The sequence below is a fragment of the Mammaliicoccus sp. C-M13 genome (assembly GCF_022386845.1).
Taxonomy (GTDB): domain Bacteria; phylum Bacillota; class Bacilli; order Staphylococcales; family Staphylococcaceae; genus Mammaliicoccus; species Mammaliicoccus lentus.
Genome location: NZ_JAJNHQ010000007.1, coordinates 1 through 21,138, shown reverse-complemented (window position 1 = coordinate 21,138; position 21,138 = coordinate 1). Strand labels below are relative to the sequence as shown.

General features: G+C 30.9%; 18 protein-coding genes. 15 read left to right on the top strand and 3 right to left on the bottom strand.

Going from position 1 to position 21,138, the window contains the following annotated elements; genetic code table 11:
- Nucleotides 1-3: 3 nt before the first annotated feature.
- The 5 genes from LQ615_RS06825 to LQ615_RS06805 all read left to right on the top strand — a co-directional run bounded on the left by LQ615_RS06825 (nt 4) and on the right by LQ615_RS06805 (nt 4,920).
- The gene (locus LQ615_RS06825) at nt 4-1,128 is read left to right on the top strand and encodes a Gfo/Idh/MocA family protein (protein ID WP_017000408.1); all 1,125 of its coding nucleotides are present in this window, start codon (nt 4-6) and stop codon (nt 1,126-1,128) included.
- On the top strand, nt 1,115-1,537 hold the full coding sequence (locus LQ615_RS06820) for a YhcH/YjgK/YiaL family protein (protein ID WP_017000407.1): 423 nt from the start codon (nt 1,115-1,117) through the stop codon (nt 1,535-1,537). Before LQ615_RS06825 ends, LQ615_RS06820 begins: the two co-directional genes overlap by 14 nt.
- A gap of 61 nt (nt 1,538-1,598) precedes the next feature.
- On the top strand, nt 1,599-2,726 hold the full coding sequence (locus tag LQ615_RS06815; protein ID WP_064204715.1) for an ABC transporter ATP-binding protein: 1,128 nt from the start codon (nt 1,599-1,601) through the stop codon (nt 2,724-2,726).
- A gap of 203 nt (nt 2,727-2,929) precedes the next feature.
- Complete coding sequence (locus tag LQ615_RS06810) at nt 2,930-3,385, top strand: MarR family winged helix-turn-helix transcriptional regulator (protein WP_017000405.1); 456 nt, start codon at nt 2,930-2,932, stop codon at nt 3,383-3,385.
- 122 nt (nt 3,386-3,507) lie between these two features.
- Nucleotides 3,508-4,920 carry a DHA2 family efflux MFS transporter permease subunit gene (locus tag LQ615_RS06805; RefSeq protein ID WP_064204716.1) on the top strand — a complete coding sequence of 471 codons (1,413 nt, stop codon included), beginning with the start codon at nt 3,508-3,510 and terminating at the stop codon, nt 4,918-4,920.
- A 92-nt stretch (nt 4,921-5,012) separates the two neighbouring features.
- On the opposite strand, the gene LQ615_RS06800 is transcribed toward LQ615_RS06805, so the two are convergent.
- Nucleotides 5,013-6,941, bottom strand: coding sequence for a right-handed parallel beta-helix repeat-containing protein (locus tag LQ615_RS06800; protein ID WP_017000403.1), 1,929 nt, complete (start codon nt 6,939-6,941; stop codon nt 5,013-5,015).
- Nucleotides 6,942-6,955: 14 nt separating this feature from the next.
- Nucleotides 6,956-8,362 carry an MFS transporter gene (locus LQ615_RS06795; RefSeq protein WP_239713541.1) on the bottom strand — a complete coding sequence of 469 codons (1,407 nt, stop codon included), beginning with the start codon at nt 8,360-8,362 and terminating at the stop codon, nt 6,956-6,958.
- A 369-nt stretch (nt 8,363-8,731) separates the two neighbouring features.
- On the opposite strand from LQ615_RS06795, the gene LQ615_RS06790 reads away from it, so the two are divergent.
- From LQ615_RS06790 to LQ615_RS06765, 6 genes are all read left to right on the top strand, one after another.
- On the top strand, nt 8,732-9,880 hold the full coding sequence (locus LQ615_RS06790) for an ROK family transcriptional regulator (RefSeq protein WP_182093619.1): 1,149 nt from the start codon (nt 8,732-8,734) through the stop codon (nt 9,878-9,880).
- Between the two features lie 160 nt (nt 9,881-10,040).
- Nucleotides 10,041-11,360 (top strand): xylose isomerase, encoded by a 1,320-nt coding sequence (gene xylA, locus LQ615_RS06785; RefSeq protein ID WP_017000400.1) that lies wholly within the window; start codon nt 10,041-10,043, stop codon nt 11,358-11,360.
- A gap of 152 nt (nt 11,361-11,512) precedes the next feature.
- Nucleotides 11,513-12,067 carry a histidine phosphatase family protein gene (locus LQ615_RS06780; RefSeq protein ID WP_239703815.1) on the top strand — a complete coding sequence of 185 codons (555 nt, stop codon included), beginning with the start codon at nt 11,513-11,515 and terminating at the stop codon, nt 12,065-12,067.
- A 543-nt stretch (nt 12,068-12,610) separates the two neighbouring features.
- Nucleotides 12,611-13,618, top strand: a complete 1,008-nt coding sequence (locus LQ615_RS06775) for an NADP-dependent oxidoreductase (RefSeq protein WP_239703816.1) — start codon at nt 12,611-12,613, stop codon at nt 13,616-13,618.
- 16 nt (nt 13,619-13,634) lie between these two features.
- Nucleotides 13,635-14,318 carry a type 1 glutamine amidotransferase domain-containing protein gene (locus LQ615_RS06770; protein ID WP_239703822.1) on the top strand — a complete coding sequence of 228 codons (684 nt, stop codon included), beginning with the start codon at nt 13,635-13,637 and terminating at the stop codon, nt 14,316-14,318.
- 62 nt (nt 14,319-14,380) lie between these two features.
- On the top strand, nt 14,381-15,193 hold the full coding sequence (locus LQ615_RS06765; RefSeq protein WP_239703817.1) for an alpha/beta fold hydrolase: 813 nt from the start codon (nt 14,381-14,383) through the stop codon (nt 15,191-15,193).
- Between the two features lie 59 nt (nt 15,194-15,252).
- On the opposite strand, the gene LQ615_RS06760 is transcribed toward LQ615_RS06765, so the two are convergent.
- Nucleotides 15,253-15,621: a winged helix-turn-helix transcriptional regulator gene (locus tag LQ615_RS06760; RefSeq protein ID WP_135021159.1), complete on the bottom strand. Its 369-nt coding sequence runs from the start codon at nt 15,619-15,621 to the stop codon at nt 15,253-15,255.
- A 126-nt stretch (nt 15,622-15,747) separates the two neighbouring features.
- On the opposite strand from LQ615_RS06760, the gene LQ615_RS06755 reads away from it, so the two are divergent.
- From LQ615_RS06755 to LQ615_RS06740, 4 genes are all read left to right on the top strand, one after another.
- Entirely contained in the window at nt 15,748-17,088 is a 1,341-nt protein-coding gene (locus LQ615_RS06755) for an NtaA/DmoA family FMN-dependent monooxygenase (RefSeq protein WP_239703818.1), read from the top strand.
- Nucleotides 17,089-17,127: 39 nt separating this feature from the next.
- The gene (locus tag LQ615_RS06750) at nt 17,128-17,862 is read left to right on the top strand and encodes an NADPH-dependent F420 reductase (protein WP_239703819.1); all 735 of its coding nucleotides are present in this window, start codon (nt 17,128-17,130) and stop codon (nt 17,860-17,862) included.
- 158 nt (nt 17,863-18,020) lie between these two features.
- Complete coding sequence (locus tag LQ615_RS06745; protein ID WP_239703820.1) at nt 18,021-18,518, top strand: TspO/MBR family protein; 498 nt, start codon at nt 18,021-18,023, stop codon at nt 18,516-18,518.
- A 300-nt stretch (nt 18,519-18,818) separates the two neighbouring features.
- Nucleotides 18,819-21,138 (top strand): YSIRK-type signal peptide-containing protein (locus LQ615_RS06740; protein WP_239705386.1); only part of this gene is annotated, 2,320 nt, incomplete at its 3' end.

The following is a 21,138-nucleotide window of genomic DNA, read 5'->3' as shown; positions in this document are numbered from 1 at the left end:
TTTATGAAACAAATTAATTATGGTGTTATAGGTGCAGGATACTTTGGAAAAGAACTAGCTAGAATAATAACAAAATTAGACAACGCTAAAGTGGTTTCTGTTTATGATGTGGATAAAAAAAATAGTAAAAGTTTAGCCGAAGAAATAAATTGTGAATTCGATATCGATTTGGAAAAAATTTGTAGAAGGTCAGACATTGATGTGGTTATAATAGCATCACCAAATGCTTATCATAAAGAATCTGCAATTTTAGCTGCCAAGCATAAAAAACATATATTTTGCGAGAAGCCGATAGCACTTAATTATAAAGATTGCTATGAGATGATTGAAGAAGCCAAGAAAAATAACGTATTTTTTATGGCAGGACATGTAATGAACTTTATGGATGGTGTAAGAGAAGTAAAACAAATTATAAACCGTGGGGAAATAGGTGAAGTTTTATTCTGTCATGCTGAACGTAATGGTTGGGAAGAACGACAAGAAGAAGTCAGCTGGAAAAAGAAAAGAAATATATCAGGGGGACACCTCTATCATCATATACACGAATTAGATTTCATTCAATTTATTATGGGACCAGCAGTTCAAGCTACAATGGTTGGTGGCAATGTTGCTCATAATGGTGAAAAATTTGGTGATGAAGATGATATGTTATTAATTACATTAGAATTTAAAGAAAATAAATATGCAACGCTTCAATATGGTTCTGCTTTTAGATGGTCAGATCATTTTGTCAAAATTCAAGGTACAGAAGGGGCTATACTAATAGATTTACAAGATGTGAAAGTTGTATTAAGAAAAAATAATGAAGATAAGCAATTTTTATTACATCGTAATAAAGAAGAAGATGAAGATAGAACAAACATATATAAGGGCAGTAAAGATGACGGGGCCATAATGTATGGTAATCCTGAAAAAAAACCACCTTTGTGGTTACAAGGAATTATGCAAAGAGAAATGAACTATTTACATGAGTTATTAAATGGTATGGAAGCTTCAGAAGAGTTCAAACCACTCGTTGATGGAACAGCAGCAATGTCATCCATTGCGACTGCAGATGCACTAACAAAATCCAAAGAAGAAAATAAGAAAGTAAAAATAGAAGAGGTAGTGAATAATGATAATCGATGAACTAAAAAACATTCATTTATATAAAAATATAATTCCAAAAGAAATCATTGAGGATATAAAGGGAAATTTAAATGGAGAACCACAAGGTGAAATCGTAAAAAATTTTATTAAGTATAAAACAGAATATAATAAACCTTTTGAGCAACATCAAAAACACATAGATCTTCATATTATAGTTAAAGGTAAAGAATATTTTGGGATGATAGAGAGTAGCGGATTCATAGCTAACCAAGATTATAATAAGCAAGATGATGTAAGTTTAGGAGAGTCTAAAAATAATGATTACTTGATTAGTCCGTTTAAAGAAAAACAATTTGTTCTTTTCTTTAAAGGCGAAGCGCATAAAGTTGGTTGGAATTATCAAGGTGAACCATTTAATGTTGAAAAAATAGTTTACAAATTTAAATAAAGTAATATCAAAGGCTTGTTTGGGTTAATATATTGAAAAATTGAAAGGAGCGCGAAATATAATGTCTGAAATCAAATTAGAACATGTAAAAAAGACTTATGATGGTAATACAACAGTCGTAAAAGATTTTAATATTTCGATTAAAGATAAAGAATTTATTGTGTTCGTTGGTCCTTCAGGGTGCGGGAAGTCTACCACGTTAAGGATGATTGCTGGGTTAGAAACTATTTCAGAAGGCAATTTTACGATAGATGGTAAACGCATGAATGATGTTGAACCGAAAAATAGAGATATTGCAATGGTATTTCAAAATTATGCATTATACCCTCATATGACAGTTTATGATAATATTGCATTTGGCTTAAAATTGAGAAAAATAAATAAGAAAGAAATTGATACTCGCGTAAAAGAAGCTTCAGAAATTTTAGGTTTAACAGAATTCCTAGATAGAAAACCAAAAGCCTTATCTGGTGGTCAAAGACAAAGGGTAGCACTTGGTCGTGCAATTGTAAGAGACGCAAATGTATTTTTGATGGATGAGCCACTATCTAACTTAGATGCTAAATTACGTGTTCAGATGAGAGCGGAAATAATGAAGTTACATGAACGTTTAAATACAACTACAATTTATGTGACTCATGATCAAACGGAAGCATTAACTATGGCTTCAAGAATTGTAGTTCTAAACGAAGGTGATATTATGCAAATTGGAACACCTAGAGAAGTATATAATTCTCCTAGTAATTTATTTGTAGCACAATTTATAGGGTCACCTGCAATGAACATCCTAAATGCAAAAGTAACGAGTGATGGGTTGCAAATAGGTGAACAACTATTTCAATTCACTGGAAATCAATTAGAAAAATTAAAAGATTTAGGATACATTAATAAAAATATTAAAATTGGGATGCGTCCTGAAGACATAAGGGATGAACCTATTTTTATTAAAGCAAATCAGAATAATCGATTCACAACAAAAGTTGAGGTAGCTGAGTTGTTAGGTTCAGACATTATGATTCATTTCCAACTGAATCAAGAAAATTTGATTGCTCAAATAGACGCAAGAAACGATTTGAGTGCAGGAGAACAAGTTGAACTAGCATTTGATATGAACAAGTGTCATTTCTTTGACGCTGATAACGGTCATAATTTATTAAAAGAAACTAAACAAGCTGAAACAATAGTGTAAAATTAAAGAAACTCTCTAAATATTAGAGAGTTTCTTTAATTTCTTAACCAATTCTAATAATTATGCTGCATGATAAAATAATTGCATAGAGCATCCACGAATAATAATTTAAGAATTCCTATTGTAAGTGATAAACTATATAATAAGGGATTATTGCGTACGGTACTAATCTTATTTTGGTGATAATATAAGGAGTTTATATTATGAATAAAGTAAAAGAATTAAATTATCTAATGCGACGTGTACAAGATAGAATAATATGGCTCAATAAGCCAAAAATGGAAAAAGAATTAGAAGGATACACACCGTCAGAAGTGCATTGTATAGAGGCTATTAAAAACATTCAAGACCCTAACGTGAAAAAGATATCTGATGAAATGTTTATGACGCGTGGTGCTATTAGCAAATTAACTAAAAAGTTAATTAAGAAAAATGCTATTGAAAGTTATAGAAAATCAGAAAATAAAAAAGAGATCTATTTTCGTTTAATTGAAGAAGGTGAACGTGTTTATCAACGTCATTTAAAATTACATCAAGTTTTTCTTGATAGAGATAAACCGTTTTTCGATAATATATCAGATGAAGAATTTAAAGTATTAAATAACTTTTTTGAAAAATACAGCGATTTTTTAGATCAAGAAATAAAAAAAGAAAAGTAAAAAGTATATTTGGGATAGGCATATGTGATGCTTATCCCTATTTTATTGAAATATTTTTGTTGAATAGGAAACAATAAGTTTATATAATGTTTCTTAGGAAACAAAAAGAGAGGTAAATAATAATGTCAGCAAAACAATTAGATAAAATTCCAAAAAGTACTATGTTGGCTGCATGGGCTATAGCTTTAGGCGCTATTGCTCCTATGTTAGATTCAACAATGATTAATATAGCAATTGATGACTTAACGCAATATTTTGATGTTTCATTGAATATGATTCAGTGGGGAGTTACGGGCTATATTTTAGCTATGGCAATTGCAGTCCCATTTTCAGGTTGGCTTATGGATCAATTTAATAGCAAGATAGTATATATTTCTTCAGTAGCATTATTTGGAGTAATATCAGTCTTAACAGGATTGAGTGAAAGCATATCTTTATTTATCTTATTTAGAGTATTACAAGGGTTTAGTGCAGGTATTATATCAACACTCATGTCAACGCTACTAGTAAAAACAGCCGGTCACGATAAATTAGGACGTGTTATGGCCATCGTGAGTATACCTATGATTTTAGGACCGATACTTGGACCAGTTATTGGAGGATTTATTATTCATTTCTCTTCATGGAAATGGATATTTTATATTAATATTTTTGTTACAGTACTCATAGTTCCGCTTATGATTAAGAAATTACCTTCATTTATGCCATTTAACAAAGAGAAAAAATTAGATTGGTTTGGTATTTCAAACTTATCTTTAATAAGCTTTACAATCATATACGGTATTACTAAAGCAACTGAAAATACTACGTTTATAAATAAAGAAACCATTATTTCGTTAGTCGTAGGCGGACTGTTTATAATCAACTATCTTATTTACAATCGAATGAAGAATTATCAAACAGTATTACCGACAAATCTATTTAAATATAGAAATTTTGCAACGTCTAGTAGTGGATTATTCTTAGCAAATATTGCAATCATGGGTCCAATGATTATATTGCCTTTATTTTTTCAGCAATTTAAGAATTTTAATACGATAGAAGCGGCCACTGCATTAATGCCACAAGGTATAGGTATGTTAATCGCAAGACCTATGATAGGAAAATTAACAGATCAATATGGCGCAAAAAAAGTTATTTTGATCTGTTTAATAGTATCTCTACTCGCATCAATACCATTAGTATTTGTAACAAGTCAAACGACTATACTAACTATGAGTATTATCCTATTTATGAGAGGTGTAAGTGTTGGAGGTATACTATTGCCATTTACTACAAACACGTATGTTGGACTTAAAGACTCACAATTACCACAAGCTGGTATCACAATAAATATTGTTGAAAATATTGGAGCAAGTTTTGGATCAGCAATTATAGCTACAGTAGTTGCTACGATGACAAGAAGCACCTTCGTATCACCAAATAACGCCGTATTAGCTTATCAAATAGGCTTTCTAATACCAGTTATAATACTTGTACTGTTATTCATATGTTGGATTTATTTACCTTCGAAGGAGGAAGGTGAAACTCGTTAATAAAACATAAAAAAAGCGCGTTTTCTCTGATGTAGAAAACGCACTTTTTTATTTCCCAGGACATACCTTTCATAACATACGGAAATTTTAAATTAAGCTTTTTTCCATATTGATATACGGTTTTCACCTGGTTTTAAATTTTGGATTGGACCTAACACGGCAAATTCGTTTCTAGTATCATGGATTAAATCTGAATCAATAACAACTTCGTTTCCATCTGGTCTTTCAAAGTCTGCGTCGACTAATCTTACTTTAGGTAGTGAAGTGGTAGAGTGTACATCTCCTTTGAATTCTAATAATGAATCTGGCAATGTTACATTTAAGTAAACTTCATTTTCATCTTCAGTTATTGAAATCTTTGGATTGAATGAATTATCTTCAATGAAGCTTTCTTCTCTATTGAAGTGTTCGGCATTGTTTAAATATGCGTTATGGTTGATGAACACTGGTTGTTTTATTTTATGGAAGGCTTCGTGATCTCCTTCTTCTTTGGATACTAAGTCTTTATATTCTTCTAATGAAGTTGTGTATTCATTAAATATATGCGTGCCAATGTTAGATACACCTGGTTTACCAACAAATATATTATTATAAAATCGGTCATCTCCACCATAAACAGGTGCAAATCCAGCTACTAAAGTACTATGTGGTACATGGTAAGGTGTTGATCTATCTAACATTAATCGATGTACGATTTCACCGTTAATAATGTTGTTAATATATGCGCCACCTTGTGCATGGTTATCCAGTGCATAGTCTGCTGTTAAAATATTATTATCTACAATATAAGGTCCACTAGTTACTTCAACAAATAGGTCTCTTGTATTATTGGCGAAAATATTTTTACTGATTCTTGTGCCTTGAGTTTGCCAATCAAACCACATACCTAAAGAGCAATTATGAACGTAGTTATCATAAACTTGTGTATCTAATGCTGCATGTAATTTTATGCCTGCAATTTCATGACCGAAGAATTCTCTTCTATTTCCAATATTATAAATGTGGTTACTATATACATGACTAAAAGCACATCCTAAATGACCGACAACTGCGTTTTGTCCACAATCATGAATAGTATTATTTCTAATGATGTGAGAACCAATCGTTTCTTTATTCCAGTCACTATTAACTGCTTTAAAAACAGTTTCAATTTGGTATTGGTATCCTGGTTTATCTTTTCTATAAGTAGTAAAGTTATCACCAGTTGATATTTCTTTACCAATTGCTACTGCACTACACATAGAATCATGAATAAGATTATTTTCTATAATCCAATTTTTGCTCCAATTTGTATCAATTATTCCAGTTTGTTTAGCTGTAGGAGGTGACCATTGTGTTGCACCATGTGCAATTTCGAAATTTTGAATAGTTATATAATTTGTATGTGTTTTAACGGGAGCAAAAACATTTTCTCTCACATTAATTTCGATTGTTTCATTATTTGGATCATAATCTTGGAAATTAGCATAAATAGTAGTATGGTCTTCTTGAACATCTGCATGCCATACATATACTGATTCATCTGTATAATCAAAAGAGACTTGTTTATTAGTCCAATGGTCTAATGTTTCATGTATAGGCTGTGGATTTTTCAGAGAATCAAAATCATTCACTTCAAATAATGCTTGCCCGTTTATATAAACTTGTCCTAATGTTTTATTATTATCAACAACTAACCAATCACCAAATAGTTTGGTATCGAATGGATTGAAATGATTGAAAAATTGATTATCAATATCCACTTTCCATATATTTTGTTCTACATGTTCCCAGTTTTTTATTTCTTCAGAACCTTTAATTACTACTTTCTCATTATCTGCAGCTTTAAAAGTAATTCTTCTAGCTTCGCTTAAGCCACTATTAATATGAGTGATTTGTTCTCTATAGATGCCTTCATGTACGATTACTGAATCTCCTGGTAACGCTACTGAAGCGGCTTTATCAATAGTTAAGAAGGGTGATGTTTCAGTTCCTAACCCATAATCTGAACCGTTTTTAGCTACATGTATTAAATTAGTCATTTGAAATACTCCTTTTATTTATATATTTGTTTTGATCTCATTTCGCCAACATTATTTGAACGAATTTGTTGTTTAATTTGTGTAATAAACTTTTCATAATTTAAGAAGAAAGTAATGACACAAATGAGTACTACTGTTAATAATGGAAAGTATATTTGCATAGATTTAATTGCAAATATAGTACTTTCTGATTGTACAGATGCTCCTGCGACATAGCCTCCAATAGATAGTGACCAGCCCACGATAGCGGATTGTAATCCAGAACCGATTTTCATGCCTGCGCTAGCCAAACTAAAAATGGAACCTTGTACGGGTACGCCAGTCTTCCAATAAATAATATCACCAACATCTGCAACGATTCCACTTAATGCTGCAGTAAATGGTACAAGACCTATACCATTTATAACTAAACCTACAATGAGGAATGGTAAGTTTTCTGAGAATAATGCCATAACAATGTACGAAATTATAGAAATAACTAACCCAATTATAATACTATTTTTAATACCAACTATTTCTGCAAATTTAGGTGCGATTAACAGTCCTAAAATTGTAGGTAGCAATGTCGCTACGCTAAGAATTGCCATGACATTGGCATTATCAAAAATGTAGGTAGCATAGTAAACTCTCATACCATTATCAGTTTGACGTAAATACCATAATAGATAAAGAATAATTGTTATAATAAAATATTTTTCAGTTAGTAATGATTTAAGTATTAAGGTAAATGGAATACGTTTTGCCTTACCGTTGCTTGTATACTGTTTTTTAGCTACGTTTCTTTCTTTAACAAAATACCCTGTAATCATTAAAGGTACTGCACATAAAAATCCATAAATTAATGCTGTATAAGTCCAACCTTGCTGGTTTTCACCAAAGCTTGTTACTAAAAATGTAGTGAAAGTTGTAATACAAAGTACACTAATATTTGAAAAAATAAAACGAATACTGCCTAATGAAACTCTGTCTTTTTCGTCTTTAGACATAAATGAGATAAGAGATGAGTATGCAACATTGTTAGCAGTGTAAAAAATAACTGATATTAAGAAATAAACAATGAAAATATATGCGATTTTACCTGTATTACCAAAGAAATCTGGAACGTTGAACAACATAAAAGTTAATACCCCTAGAATTGGTGCTGTCCAAAAGACCCAAGGTTTCGCTTTACCCATCTTAGTATTCGTATTATCGATAATGCTTCCCATAAATAAATCAGAAAACCCATCTGCAAAACGACAAAAAAGTATAATCGTTCCAATAACTGAGCCTGCAATGCCAACTACATCTGTCATGTATATAGTGATAAATGATGCGATGAAGGTCCAACTATAGTTAGCGCCAAAGTCACCAATACCGAAAACGATTTTTTTCAGGCATATGCAATTTCTCATTATTATTAGATTGTAAAATCTGTTCACTAGATTGAGCTTCTACAGTTTCATTCATAAATAATATCCCCCCTGTTTAAAAACCAAATAAGTTGGTTAGTTTTTAAAACAAACTAACTTAAGTGAAATATTACCACTGAACATATTTTTTGTAAACGCTTTCTTATGTATTATTTATTATTATAATATTTCAATCTTTAACAAGTGTGTTTAAATCAAGGATTAGAAGGTTATTAAAATATTACTATTTATTTCTCTTTTAAAAGTTTCTATAAATAATCTATACATAGACATTTGATGTTTGCAGATATATTTTATGCTATAGTTAAACCAAATCTGTGCAATTAAATAGTGAACGTTTTAATTAGTTTAAATTGTTTTTATTGAGGTGGTGTTAGTTTGGAGAAATTAGATGTAACAAATTTAGATTCAAATCAAAAGTTAGTTTTACAACAAATATTTAATAATGAACTAATCTCAAGAATACAAATATCTAAAAATCTTGGGATTAATAAAGCCACCATTTCAAGTATTCTAAATAAATTAAAAGAGAAAAAGCTTGTTAATGAAGTAGGGCAAGGTAAGAGTACTAAAAGCGGTGGGCGTAAACCAATAATATTAGAGATCAATAAAAATTTTGGTTATGTCATTTCTTTGGATATTGCATACCATTCTATTGAAATAATCTATAGCTACTTCAATGGAGAATTATTAAAGTATGAATCTATACCATTGGCTAATCAAAAAATAACGCATGTGTTGGAATTGTTAAAATATCATATTAATGCTGATGAAAACTTTGGAACACATTTTGGTTTACTAGGTATCGCCATTTCTGTCCATGGAATAGTTAATAATGAACAAGAAATTATACATCTACCGTTTCACGAATTAGAAAAAGTTTCTATGATTGAGAGTATTAAGGAAATCGCAGACGTGCCTGTTATCGTAGAAAATGAAGCCAATTTCTCTGCTATTTATGAATGTAATGTTAATAATAGTTTAGAAATCAATAATTTAATTACACTTAGCATACATAAAGGTATCGGTGCAGGTTTAATTATCGACCAGAAATTATATAGAGGTGTAAATGGTGAAGCGGGAGAAATAGGAAAGACACTCGTATCATCTATTGAAGATAACGAGAGAACATATCACAAAATTGAAGATTTATGTTCTCAAGATGCACTAGTTAATAAGATTAATAAAAGGTTAAATACACAAAATACATTATCAGAGCTTAAGAAGATGTATTATGAACGAAATGAAATTGTACTGGAAGAGATACAACAATTTTCAATAAGGATTGCAATTTTGATGTACAACTTAAATATGCAGCTTAATCCAAAAGTGATTTATATTAATTGTCCATTAATAAACGAAATAACCGATCTCTTAGATAATATTAAAACGACTTTTAACCAATATACACAAAAAGAAATAGAAATTAGTTTAACTTCAAATGTTAAATTCGCAACTTTATTTGGAGCTACACTCGCTATTACCCAGAAAATATTAGATATAGAAAACATTAAACTTAACTTTTAATTTAGAGAAGGCTGAGACATTCATTTATGTCACAGCCTGTTTTTATTTTACTTAAAGAAACCGTTTACAAAAATTAATTAAGGTGTTATATTTAACTCAATGTTAGTTAGTTAGTTTAATAAACAAACTAACTAAACCACAATTCAAGGAGGAGTTAAGAATGTCTTACTTTAATGTTGAAAAAGTGAAATATGAAGGTCCTAAATCAAAAAATCCATTTAGTTTTAAATATTATAATGCTGATGAAAAAATTAATGGTAAAACAATGGCTGAACATTTACGCTTTAGTGTAGCTTATTGGCATACATTCACTGAAGATCTATCTGATCCTTTTGGTGTAGGTACTGCATTACGTGATTGGGATTCATTAGATGAAATGGAAAAAGCTAAAGCACGAGTTGATGCTATTTTTGAATTTATGGATAAAACAGGAATTGAATATTTTTGTTTCCATGACGTTGATATTGCTCCTGAAGGAAATACATTAGAAGAATCTAATAAAAATTTAGATGAAATTGTAGAATTAATTAAAAAGAAAATGAATGAAACAGGTAAGAAATTACTTTGGAATACTACAAATAACTTCACTCATGAACGTTTTGTGCACGGAGCTGCAACATCTTCTAACGCAGATGTATTTGCTTATGCAGCTGCAAAAGTGAAAAAATCTTTAGAAATTGCTAAAACATTAGGTTCAGAAAACTTTGTCTTCTGGGGTGGAAGAGAAGGGTATGAAAGCCTGTTAAACACAGATATGAAGTTAGAGTTAGATAATTTAGCTAAATTCTTTAAAATGGCTATCGCTTACGCAGAAGAAATTGGTTATAAAGGTCAATTTTTAATTGAACCAAAGCCTAAAGAACCAACTACACATCAATACGATACAGATGTAGCAACTTCTCATGCGTTTCTACAAAAATATGATTTAGATAAGCATTTCAAATTTAATATTGAGGCAAACCACGCAACATTAGCTGGTCACTCATTCCAACACGAATTACGTTACGCTAGAGATAATCAAATGTTAGGATCAGTGGATGCAAACCAAGGTCATCCTCAACTAGGTTGGGATACAGATGAGTTCCCAACAGATTTTTACGATACAACTTTAGCAATGTATGAAATTTTAAAAAATGGTGGACTAGCTCCAGGTGGGTTAAACTTCGATGCTAAACCAAGAAGAACTTCATTCAAACAAGAAGACTTAGTACTTACTCATATTGCGGGTATGGATGCTTTTGCATTGGGTCTAAGAGTTGCATCTAAAATGATTGAAGATGAATTCTTTGAAAAAATTGTAGAGAAGAAATATTCATCATTTGCAAGTGGTATCGGTAAGCAAATTGTCGAAGGCGAAGTATCATTTAAAGAATTAGAAAATCATGCTTTAAATTTAACAACAATAGACAATGAGTCTGATCATTTAGAAGTGATTAAATCAGAAATTAACCAATATATTTTAAACATTAATAATCAATAATTATTGAGCTGCATTCCTTCATTTTTCTAATAAATTTAGAAGAATTGATGGATAGCAGCTTTTTTATTTCGGCAGTATATTAAAAAATATTTCCATGGAAATGTATAATGAGGGGTAAAATAATATAAGTTGATTAAAGGGGATGAGTCGAGATGATAAAGATTATGAGACATGCTCAAGCTGAACATAACATGAATGAGCCGGAAAGCTTTAATTTAAAAGACCCAAAATTGACTGATAAAGGTAGAAGAGATACAAAAAACATAAGTGAATATATTGACCAAGACTCTCAATTTTGGGTAAGTCCAACAGTTAGAACAATTGAAACTGCTATGTTATTAAGTCATAACAATAAAATCAAGGTCGTAGATATTTTAGGTCCAAGAGTGTACCCACATAGAAAAGGAAAAATGAATATATGTGATCAGATATGCTCAAATTATAACGACAAAAACATATCTACTATTAACTTATTAAATAATAAACACCCTAATGATTTAAAACACCAATCATTTATTAAAGAATTTCAACATTTTATAAAAAAATATATAAAAGATGATGAGAATAATGTGATTATCACACACGATGGCGTCATTGCCACTTTATTAGAACAATATAAAAATATAAAACTAAAGCGTGATGAAAATAACGATTTAATGCTAAACAATGAAATTTTTCAGTTTACGAAAAGTGAAATATTAGGGTGATGTGTAACAAGTGAATAATATATTATATATAATAAATGAAATAAGAAATCGTCAAAACAACTATTACGTCAAAGGAATCAATATTGTGTTTAGAAGAAAGCAAAATATTTTTGACCACAAAGTTGTTTTTTGTTCTTTCTTTAGCCTTTAACGATTTAGAAATTTTTATATATAAATAATGGAAGAAAGTATACGTAAGAAAGACTAGAAGAACTATAAAAAGAAAATTTAACATAATGTTACCTCCAAAGTATAAAGCGTATAAAATTAACTTTAGTTTACTGAATTATCTTTCAAAATTAATTATGAGGTATAGCTTTTGTTTCTATAATATCTAATAATGAGCTTTATTTCCAAAGGAAATATTTTAATACATTAAAATACAAATATACGATTTAAATCAAGGCATACCATTAGCTAATACGCATAATGGTGTGCCTTTTTGACTGTCTTCGAAAGTTTAGCCAAGCGTGTAATAGGTAATATGTATAGAAGATAAAATGAACGTTAAAAAAGAAGGGAAAGAATTATATGATAACGGATATGAATGCGATGGTAATTCATAAATATGGTGATGGACCAGTATCATTAGAACGCATGCCAATACCGAGTATGAGTCCTACTGAAGTACGTGTGGAAATTAAAGCAGCTAGTATTAATCCTATAGATTATAAAATTAAAGAGGGAGGCTTACGTCCTTTATTGAAATATGACTTTCCTCTTATTCTTGGTAATGATTTTTCAGGTGTGATTACTGAAGTTGGTAGTAAGGTTAAAGGTTTTAAAGTCGGGGATGAAGTGTATGCCCGTCCTAGAAAAAATAAGATAGGGACATTTGCAGAATATATAGCTGTCGATGAGAATGATATTGCTTTAAAACCAAGTAATTTAACTTTTGAAGAAGCGGCAAGTATACCGTTAGTGGGGTTAACGGCATATCAAGCACTCAATGATGTTATGCAACTTAAACAAGGTGATAAAGTATTAATTCAAGCTGGTTCAGGTGGAGTTGGAACATTCGCTATACAATTGGCTAAAGCGATGGGCTTATATGTTGCTACAACAGCGAGTTCTCGAGGGTATGACCTTGTCAGTTCACTAGGGGCAGATAAAGTTATTAATTATAGAGAAGAAAAATTTTGGGATGTCTTATCAGGATATAACGGTGTTTTCGATACTTTAGGAGGAGAAAATTTAGAACATTCTTTTGAAGTGTTAAAAGAAGGCGGTACAGTTACATCTATATCAGGTATGCCAACAGCTAAAGTTGCGAAAAGCATGAATTTAGGTGCCGCTAAACAAGTGTTATTTAAGTTAGCTTCTTCAAAATATACAAGAAAAGCTAAAAAATATCATGCAAATTATGAATTTCTGTTTATGAAGCCGAGCGGTGAACAATTAACGATTATTAAAGATTTAATCGAACAAGATAAAATTAAACCAATCATTGATAAAATTTATGACTTTAAAGATACAGAAGCAGCCCTAGAATATTCAAATAGAGGAAGGGCAAAAGGTAAAATTATTGTAAAAATGGATGACAGCAAATAAGAAAGGCGGACATATCATGAAAAGAATTATGATTGTAAATACAAGTTCGGATGTTTTTGAAGGAACTCAAGTGCCAACAGGTTTATGGCTAGGTGAACTTGTTCATTTTTATGAACATTTTAAGAGTGATGATTATCAAGTAGACTTTTTCAACATTACAGGAGGAAATACACCACTTGATCCAATGAGTTTAGGAAAAGTAATGTTGGATAAGACGACAAAAGCCTACTATCAAAATAAAGATTTTATGAATAAATTAAAATATTCACAACCTATTAGCGAAGCAAATGCTGCACAATATGATGCAATTTATTTCACAGGTGGACACGGTGTAATGTATGACTTTCCTGACAATGAAGACGCTAAAAAAGCTATAAATGAGATTTATAATAAAGGCGGCGTTGTTTCCGCAGTTTGTCATGGTATTGCAGGTCTATTAAATGTGAAAAATGAAAAAGGAAGGTTTTTAATTGATCAAAAGAAAATTACAGGGTTCTCAAACTTAGAAGAATTTTTGGCCAATAAGATGAAGATTGTCCCATTTAAGCTTGAAGACGAATTGAAAATACAAGGTGCACGTTATGAAAAATCTCATATACCATTTCGTCCTAAAGTAGTCATTGATGGTCAAATAGTAACTGGACAAAATCCAAAATCTGCTAATTTAGTAGGTGCTGCTGTTAAAGAGTTGTTGAGTTAATCTGACCTAATGTTTAAAGAAGAAAGCAAAAAGGAAAGTACTAAACAAAGGAGTAGATAAATATGACACATAGAATTCAAATAGAAGAAAATGCATATCTTAATGTAGAAGACTTTGGTGAAGGTCAGCCGATTGTATTTCTTCACGGATGGCCGGCTAATAATAAAATGTTTGAATATCAAGCACAACATGTTGTAAATAATGGCTACCGTTATATAGGTATTGATCATCGTGGTTTCGGATTATCAGATACGACTGCTTCTGGTTATGATTACGACACAATTGTAGATGACGTTCAAAAAGTAGTCGATGAATTAAATCTTAAAAATTATGTCGTTGTTGGATTCTCAGTAGGTGGTGCGTTAGCACTAAAATATGCAGCTAAGCATAACAATCCAGATTTAGAAAAAATGATACTACTTGGACCAGCAGGACCTAGCTTTACACAGAGAGAAGGCTACCCTTACGGTATGGAAGTAGACGATGTTACAGATTTAATGAAGTCTATTTCTGACGATCAACCAAAAGCAATTACAGAATTTGGAGACACATTCTTCAGTTCTAACACAAACGTATCAGATGAATACAAAAACTATTTCACTCAATTAACGCTAACATCATCATTAATAGGTACAGTTAAATTATTAGAGTCCCTTCGTGATGAAGACCTTAGAGAAGACGTGAAGAATATAGACTTACCAGTATACGGAATACACGGCACAGACGACGCGGCATGCCCAATCGAATTTTCTGAAGTACTAGAAAAAACAATGCCTAATTATCAACTAACACGTGTATCAGATGTAGGACACGCATTATTCGTAGAGAAAAAACATGAAATTAACGATTTAATCATTGAATTATTGAAGAAATAATAAATACCTCGACACTAGTTAGGAAAATAGTGTCGAGGCATTTTTTATATAAATAAGAATTAAAGCACTTCATCTATTTGTTTACCGTGTTTTTTACCGAACACTTCCATCATTTTTAGAATTGGTAATATTTCTTCACCCATGTCTGTTAAGGAGTACTCTACTTTTGGTGGGACTTCTGGATATACATTACGATTAATAAGACCATCAGCTTCTAGTTCTTTTAATTGTTTTGTTAATGAACCTTGAGATATACCTGATAAAAACCGTTTAATATCACTATATCGTTTAGGCTCTTCTTTTAAAAACCACAATATAAAATATTTCCAGCGTCCTGCTAATAAATTTTGAGTAAATCCTATGCCGTATAAATCTCTTTCATTTTTTATAATTGAATCATCAAATCCATATTTACAAATTTTAGCCATAGAATCCCATCCTTATGCATACGTACAAAAAATAGTACTAAGAACTATTTTATTGCCGTCTTTTAAAATATATTAATAAGTATATAATTTATACTACTATAACTCAAATATAAAAGGAGCGTAGAAATGACGATTAATAAAAGAGATGGAAAAATGAAGTTAGCACTTCAAATGGTGTCTGGCTATGGTGGAGAATTTAAGACTTGGCGCATGCCAGGAGCTGTAGCGGATGCTTATACAAATATGGATAATTATGTTGAAAAAGCAAAAATTGCTGAACGGGGTAAAATTCATACTTTATTTATTGCAGATACTCCATCTTTGCAAAATGATATTAGTATCAATTCACCAATGCATTCAATGGATCCATTAATTGCATTAACTGCTGTTGCAAGGGAGACTAAAAACATTGGACTTGTTTCTACCTTTTCAACTACATTTACAGAACCTTACAATCTTGCTCGTCAGTTAAAAACATTAGATATTGTAAGTAATGGGCGTGTTGGATGGAATGCAGTAACAACTTCAAATGGTCAGACAGCAATGAATTTTGGTAAACGTTTGCCTGACCGCAATACAAGGTATGAAATGGCGCGTGAACATATTGAAGCAGTACAGTCTTTATGGGGCAGCTTTGGTAAAGATGCATATGTTATTAATCAATCAACTGGACAGTTTGCAGATATGAATAAAGTAAACCTCGCTAATTATAACGGTAAGTATTATCAAACAAGAGGACCACTACCCATACCTGCGTCATCACAAGGTCAACCACCGATATTCCAAGCAGGTGGTGGTGAAAAAGGTTTGGAACTTGCAGGTAGATTTGCTTCAGGTGTATATGCAAATCCATTTACAAAAGAAGAAGCGAAATTACATCGCACAATGATACGTAATAGTGCAAAGCAACATGGAAGAAACCCTGAAGATATTAAAATGTTTGCAGGATTTATGTTCTATATAGGTAAGACAAAAGAAGAAGCATTAGATAGAAGACGTATGTTGCTTGATTTTTCACCAGAAGAAACAGCTCATTATGTTCAATATTTAGGTCATATGGTTGGTATAACCATCAATGTAAATACAATTGATATTAATAAACCACTATCAGAAAGTTTATTATCGCAAGCATATCCATCACCGATGGATCCTAGAGCAGAAAGAGCATATGAATTACTTAAAGAAGGCTTATCCGTAAAAGATGTACTAGCAAATGGTGTGATTAACTATCACCCAGTAGTAGCTGGAACACCAGAAATGGTAGCTGATTTTCTAGAAGAATGGTATTTAGCAGATGCTACAGACGGTTTCTCAATAGTTCCAGATTCATCACATGATGGTATAGAAGACTTTGTAGATTATGTTGTACCTATTTTACAAGAAAGAGGATTATACCATTTAGACTATGAAGGAGAAACACTTAGAGATAGTTTAGAAGTACCTCAAGAATACGGAATGAGAGAGTAATATATTAAACAAACTATAAAATATTAGGAGAGACATATAATGAATATTGGAATTATAGGAGCAGGACCTATCGGGGTCACTATTTCAGAAAAATTATATAATTTAGGTCATAATATCAAAATAGCGGATGTGCGATCAGTAAGCTATTTAGAAAATAAAAAGTTTAAAGGAAAAGCAGTAGAAATAGATGAAGTAATTAAGCATGTAGATATTTTAATAATATCGATTCCTACACAAGTTATACCTACAATAAAACCTTATATTTCTAATATAAGTGATGACGTAATAGTCGTAGATACAAGTAATTATTATCCATTTAGAGATGGAAATATTAAAGAATTAGATGATGGAACAGTTGAAAGTGAATGGGTATCAGAAGCAATTGGCAAACCAGTTATAAAAGCATTTAATAATTTACTTGCATATACATTGAAAAATAAAAATAGTACAGAAGAAAATGAAGAAAAAATAGCAATGGCGATATCAGGAGATAATACAGAAGATAAAAAAATTATAAGTGAACTTATACAATCAATAGGATTTGATACTGTTGATAGTGGTGAAATTAAAAATTCATGGAGACATCAACCAGGCACACCTGCATATTGCACAGAACTTAATACTGAAGAATTGGAAATAGCATTAAAAGTTGCTGACAAAAACCTAGCACCAATTAATCGAGACGAAGTATTTAAACACTTTGAACCAAATATGAACCATGATCAAATTATAGAATTAAATAGAAAATATTATGGGACAAATGAAATTATTTAATAGCAATAATTAAAAAATGTAAACAATTTTATATATAAATTATGAGAGCCTATTTTAAATAGCTCTCTTTTTTTATTAAATTACTAATGATTTATTATACAGATTGAGGGTATTTTTAATTGTAAGGATAAAAATTCTGTTTGAAAGGGCATGATTAAATGAGACTTACAGGCATAGTGAAACAAGTTTTTGCGATTGGATTTCCGTTTGTTGGGGGTAATTTGATAGGTAAGTATACGAGCAAAAATGCGCGACAAGATTATAAACGAAATAAAAAGCCACCATTTTCTCCGCCAGGTTATATCTTTCCTATAGTATGGCCAATACTTTATTTTAGTATGGGCATAGCTTATTCTTTAGTTTCTAATAATAATGCAAGTAAGAGTACTAAAGGTATATACTCTCTTCAATTAGGTCTGAATTATTTATGGTCTATACTTTACTTTAAATATAAATTAAGAGGTACTGCACTGATTGAAAGCTTTGCTTTATTTAGTGCTGTTATTATTACGACAGTTAAGTTTTATCAAGTTAAGAAGACTGCAGGGCTACTATTAATCCCTTATGTGGCATGGAGTGCTTTCGCATCTTACTTAACAACTGGTAACTGGGTATTAAATAAAGATAACCCAGAATATGTACCAAATGATAAATAATTGTGTTTACGAAAACTTAATGTTTATTGGATAAATATGTAAAAACCAAAACCCTCACTTTCTTCTTGAGATTCGCTCTTTCGTTGTTATAAATGGCAATAGAAATTATTTTAAGTATTGTATAAAATAATGAATAATTATATTTATATACACAACTTAATAATATAAATAGTGAAAATCAATTGTATATTAACAAATTTTACAACATATTATATTGTTAAATTTTTCAAATCGAGTATAATGCTATTTGTACAATAAATTACATTTATGCATATTAATGATAAGGGAGTGGTACTCAAGATGAAGAAGAAAATAGATTTTTTGCCAAATAGAAAAAACCAATACTCTATTCGTAAATTCACGGTGGGAACAGCTTCGATACTCGTCGGGACTTTACTTTTTTTAGGTATTGATCATAATGCTAAGGCATCTGAAAATAATTACAGTACTGATCAAAGTGTTAAAAGTAACTCAGAAGAAAATGAAACTGACACCGTTAAACAAAGTCAGTTGAAAGAACAAGGTACAAATGAAAAACATAACAATTCAACAAAAACAAATGAAGAAATTGAAAATCCAACAATAGACCAAGCAGAATCTAATGTATCTAATGAAGAAAACATTGAGGATTCTGCTACATATGAGCAAGAAGACAAGTCAACAAATGAGGAGGCAGAAGAAACACCGAAGAAAGAACCAACAATTGAAGAAGAACCTCAATCAGAAAAGGATACAGCTGAAGATAAAGAAGATGCTTCAACAGAAGAACAACGTACGGAAGACAAACCAACAAGTGGAGACACAGAGGAAACACCGAAAGAAGAACCAACAGCTGAAGATAAAGAAGATACTTCAACGGAAGAACAACGTACGGAAGACAAGCCAACAAGTGAAGACACAGAGGAAACACCGAAAGAAGAACCAACAGTTGAAGAAAAGCCTCAATCAGAAAAGGATACAGCTGAAGATAATCATTCAGATGAACAAAATAATAAAGAAGACATTGATTCTGTGCAAGAAGACTCCGACAAACCAACAAATGAAGATAATACTACAGAAGAGCGAAATACAGATATAGATAAAGCTAATCAAGATACAAACCAATCCAATGAAAAAAATTCAACAGAAAATCCAAATGAATCATATGAAGATAATGAAAAGCAAACAACAGATGACGAAAACAATGAAAATAGCGAAGAAGATATAGGGGCTAGCTCAGAAAATCAATCTGGAATAGATAAAGAAGAAATTACAAATGAAGAAATAAGCCCAGAAGAAGCGAAAGACGTTAAGTTAGCTGATGACAAAGCGTTTAAAGAAGGCCTTAATGAAGAAACAAATCGTAAGCAATATGTAGAAGATTATTTGAAAGATAATGACATTCAAGATAAAGATGCAAAAGCAATCATAGATAATTTAGATATTGACTATGATAAAGCATCTAACGAAGAAATCTATGATTCATTACGATTAGAATTGTTAAAGCGTGCTGCTGATGAACAAGAAGGAACAAAACCGAAAGCAACTGTATTACGCTCAGTACGAACAGAGAGTAATGAAAATAGAAGTATATCTGATACACCTAAAACAAGAGTGTTAGAAGCTGGAGATACAGCCACTACAGACTTTAGTAAATTAGTTAATATTAATAAAACAATCTCTAGACCTCTTATTGATGATTGGACACACATGGATTCAATTCGATTTAGACAAATAAATAATGATCAAATAGAGTTAAGTATTGCAATAGGACAGGAAAAAGGCTTGAATTTTGGTTTTAGTGCACTTGAAAGATATAGTGTAAACTTTAATGAGCAATTGAAGAACAATATAGTAAGCATAACAGCTGAAGGTGACAAATTAATAAAAGATGCCAATGGGAATTATTCAATTGAATATAAAAGAACAGCATCGTTTCTCTCTAATGGTGAGCCATTAAATTTAAATATAATCATAAATTCAAAAGATTTTGATTCTAAAAGCGCGTTATCTGTCTCTTATTATAGGAAAGTTAATACTGGTTTATTAGCTGGAACAAACACTTATGATATAACTTTCCAAGATTTTGCTAATTACTTAAATGAATATCAGGATATTTATAAAGAAATTAACAGTACAAAGGCTTTAGATGAAGCCACGAAACAAGAAATGTTAAATTCATTTAACGGTGTTAATACGATAGATGGTTTGAGAGCTCAAGTTAATACTGTACGTAATCAAGGTAGAACAACTGTAAACAATAATATAGGACAGTTAACAAACTTAACTACTAGTGAAAAGACGAATTACAATACGCAAGTTAAGCAAACGCAAAAATTAACAGACTTAGATAGTATATATACTAATGCACAAGCTCAAGATGCAAGCAACTTACTGAGGAATCAAAAAACACAAGGAACAAACCAAATTAACGGATTTAATTATTTGTCAAATGAAGAAAAAGCCACTTATAACAATCAAGTTGCTAATGCTAAAGATAAAGCAACAATAGATAAAGCGGTACAAGATGCTCAAATTAAAGATGCAACCAACTTATTGAATAATCAAAAAGAGCAAGGTAAATCTAATATCAATAATTTAAGTAATTTAACAGCTGAAGATATTAGTAATTTTACAAATC

What these genes read in the sequence shown, in the direction of transcription:
- LQ615_RS06825 (WP_017000408.1), top strand. Translation starts at nt 4, where the DNA reads ATGAAACAAATTAATTATGGTGTTATAGGTGCAGGATACTTTGGAAAA.
- LQ615_RS06820 (WP_017000407.1), top strand. Translation starts at nt 1,115, where the DNA reads ATGATAATCGATGAACTAAAAAACATTCATTTATATAAAAATATAATT.
- LQ615_RS06815 (WP_064204715.1), top strand. Translation starts at nt 1,599, where the DNA reads ATGTCTGAAATCAAATTAGAACATGTAAAAAAGACTTATGATGGTAAT.
- LQ615_RS06810 (WP_017000405.1), top strand. Translation starts at nt 2,930, where the DNA reads ATGAATAAAGTAAAAGAATTAAATTATCTAATGCGACGTGTACAAGAT.
- LQ615_RS06805 (WP_064204716.1), top strand. Translation starts at nt 3,508, where the DNA reads ATGTCAGCAAAACAATTAGATAAAATTCCAAAAAGTACTATGTTGGCT.
- LQ615_RS06800 (WP_017000403.1), bottom strand. Translation starts at nt 6,941, where the DNA reads ATGACTAATTTAATACATGTAGCTAAAAACGGTTCAGATTATGGGTTA.
- xylA (WP_017000400.1), top strand. Translation starts at nt 10,041, where the DNA reads ATGTCTTACTTTAATGTTGAAAAAGTGAAATATGAAGGTCCTAAATCA.
- LQ615_RS06780 (WP_239703815.1), top strand. Translation starts at nt 11,513, where the DNA reads ATGATAAAGATTATGAGACATGCTCAAGCTGAACATAACATGAATGAG.
- LQ615_RS06775 (WP_239703816.1), top strand. Translation starts at nt 12,611, where the DNA reads ATGAATGCGATGGTAATTCATAAATATGGTGATGGACCAGTATCATTA.
- LQ615_RS06770 (WP_239703822.1), top strand. Translation starts at nt 13,635, where the DNA reads ATGAAAAGAATTATGATTGTAAATACAAGTTCGGATGTTTTTGAAGGA.
- LQ615_RS06765 (WP_239703817.1), top strand. Translation starts at nt 14,381, where the DNA reads ATGACACATAGAATTCAAATAGAAGAAAATGCATATCTTAATGTAGAA.
- LQ615_RS06760 (WP_135021159.1), bottom strand. Translation starts at nt 15,621, where the DNA reads ATGGCTAAAATTTGTAAATATGGATTTGATGATTCAATTATAAAAAAT.
- LQ615_RS06755 (WP_239703818.1), top strand. Translation starts at nt 15,748, where the DNA reads ATGACGATTAATAAAAGAGATGGAAAAATGAAGTTAGCACTTCAAATG.
- LQ615_RS06750 (WP_239703819.1), top strand. Translation starts at nt 17,128, where the DNA reads ATGAATATTGGAATTATAGGAGCAGGACCTATCGGGGTCACTATTTCA.
- LQ615_RS06745 (WP_239703820.1), top strand. Translation starts at nt 18,021, where the DNA reads ATGAGACTTACAGGCATAGTGAAACAAGTTTTTGCGATTGGATTTCCG.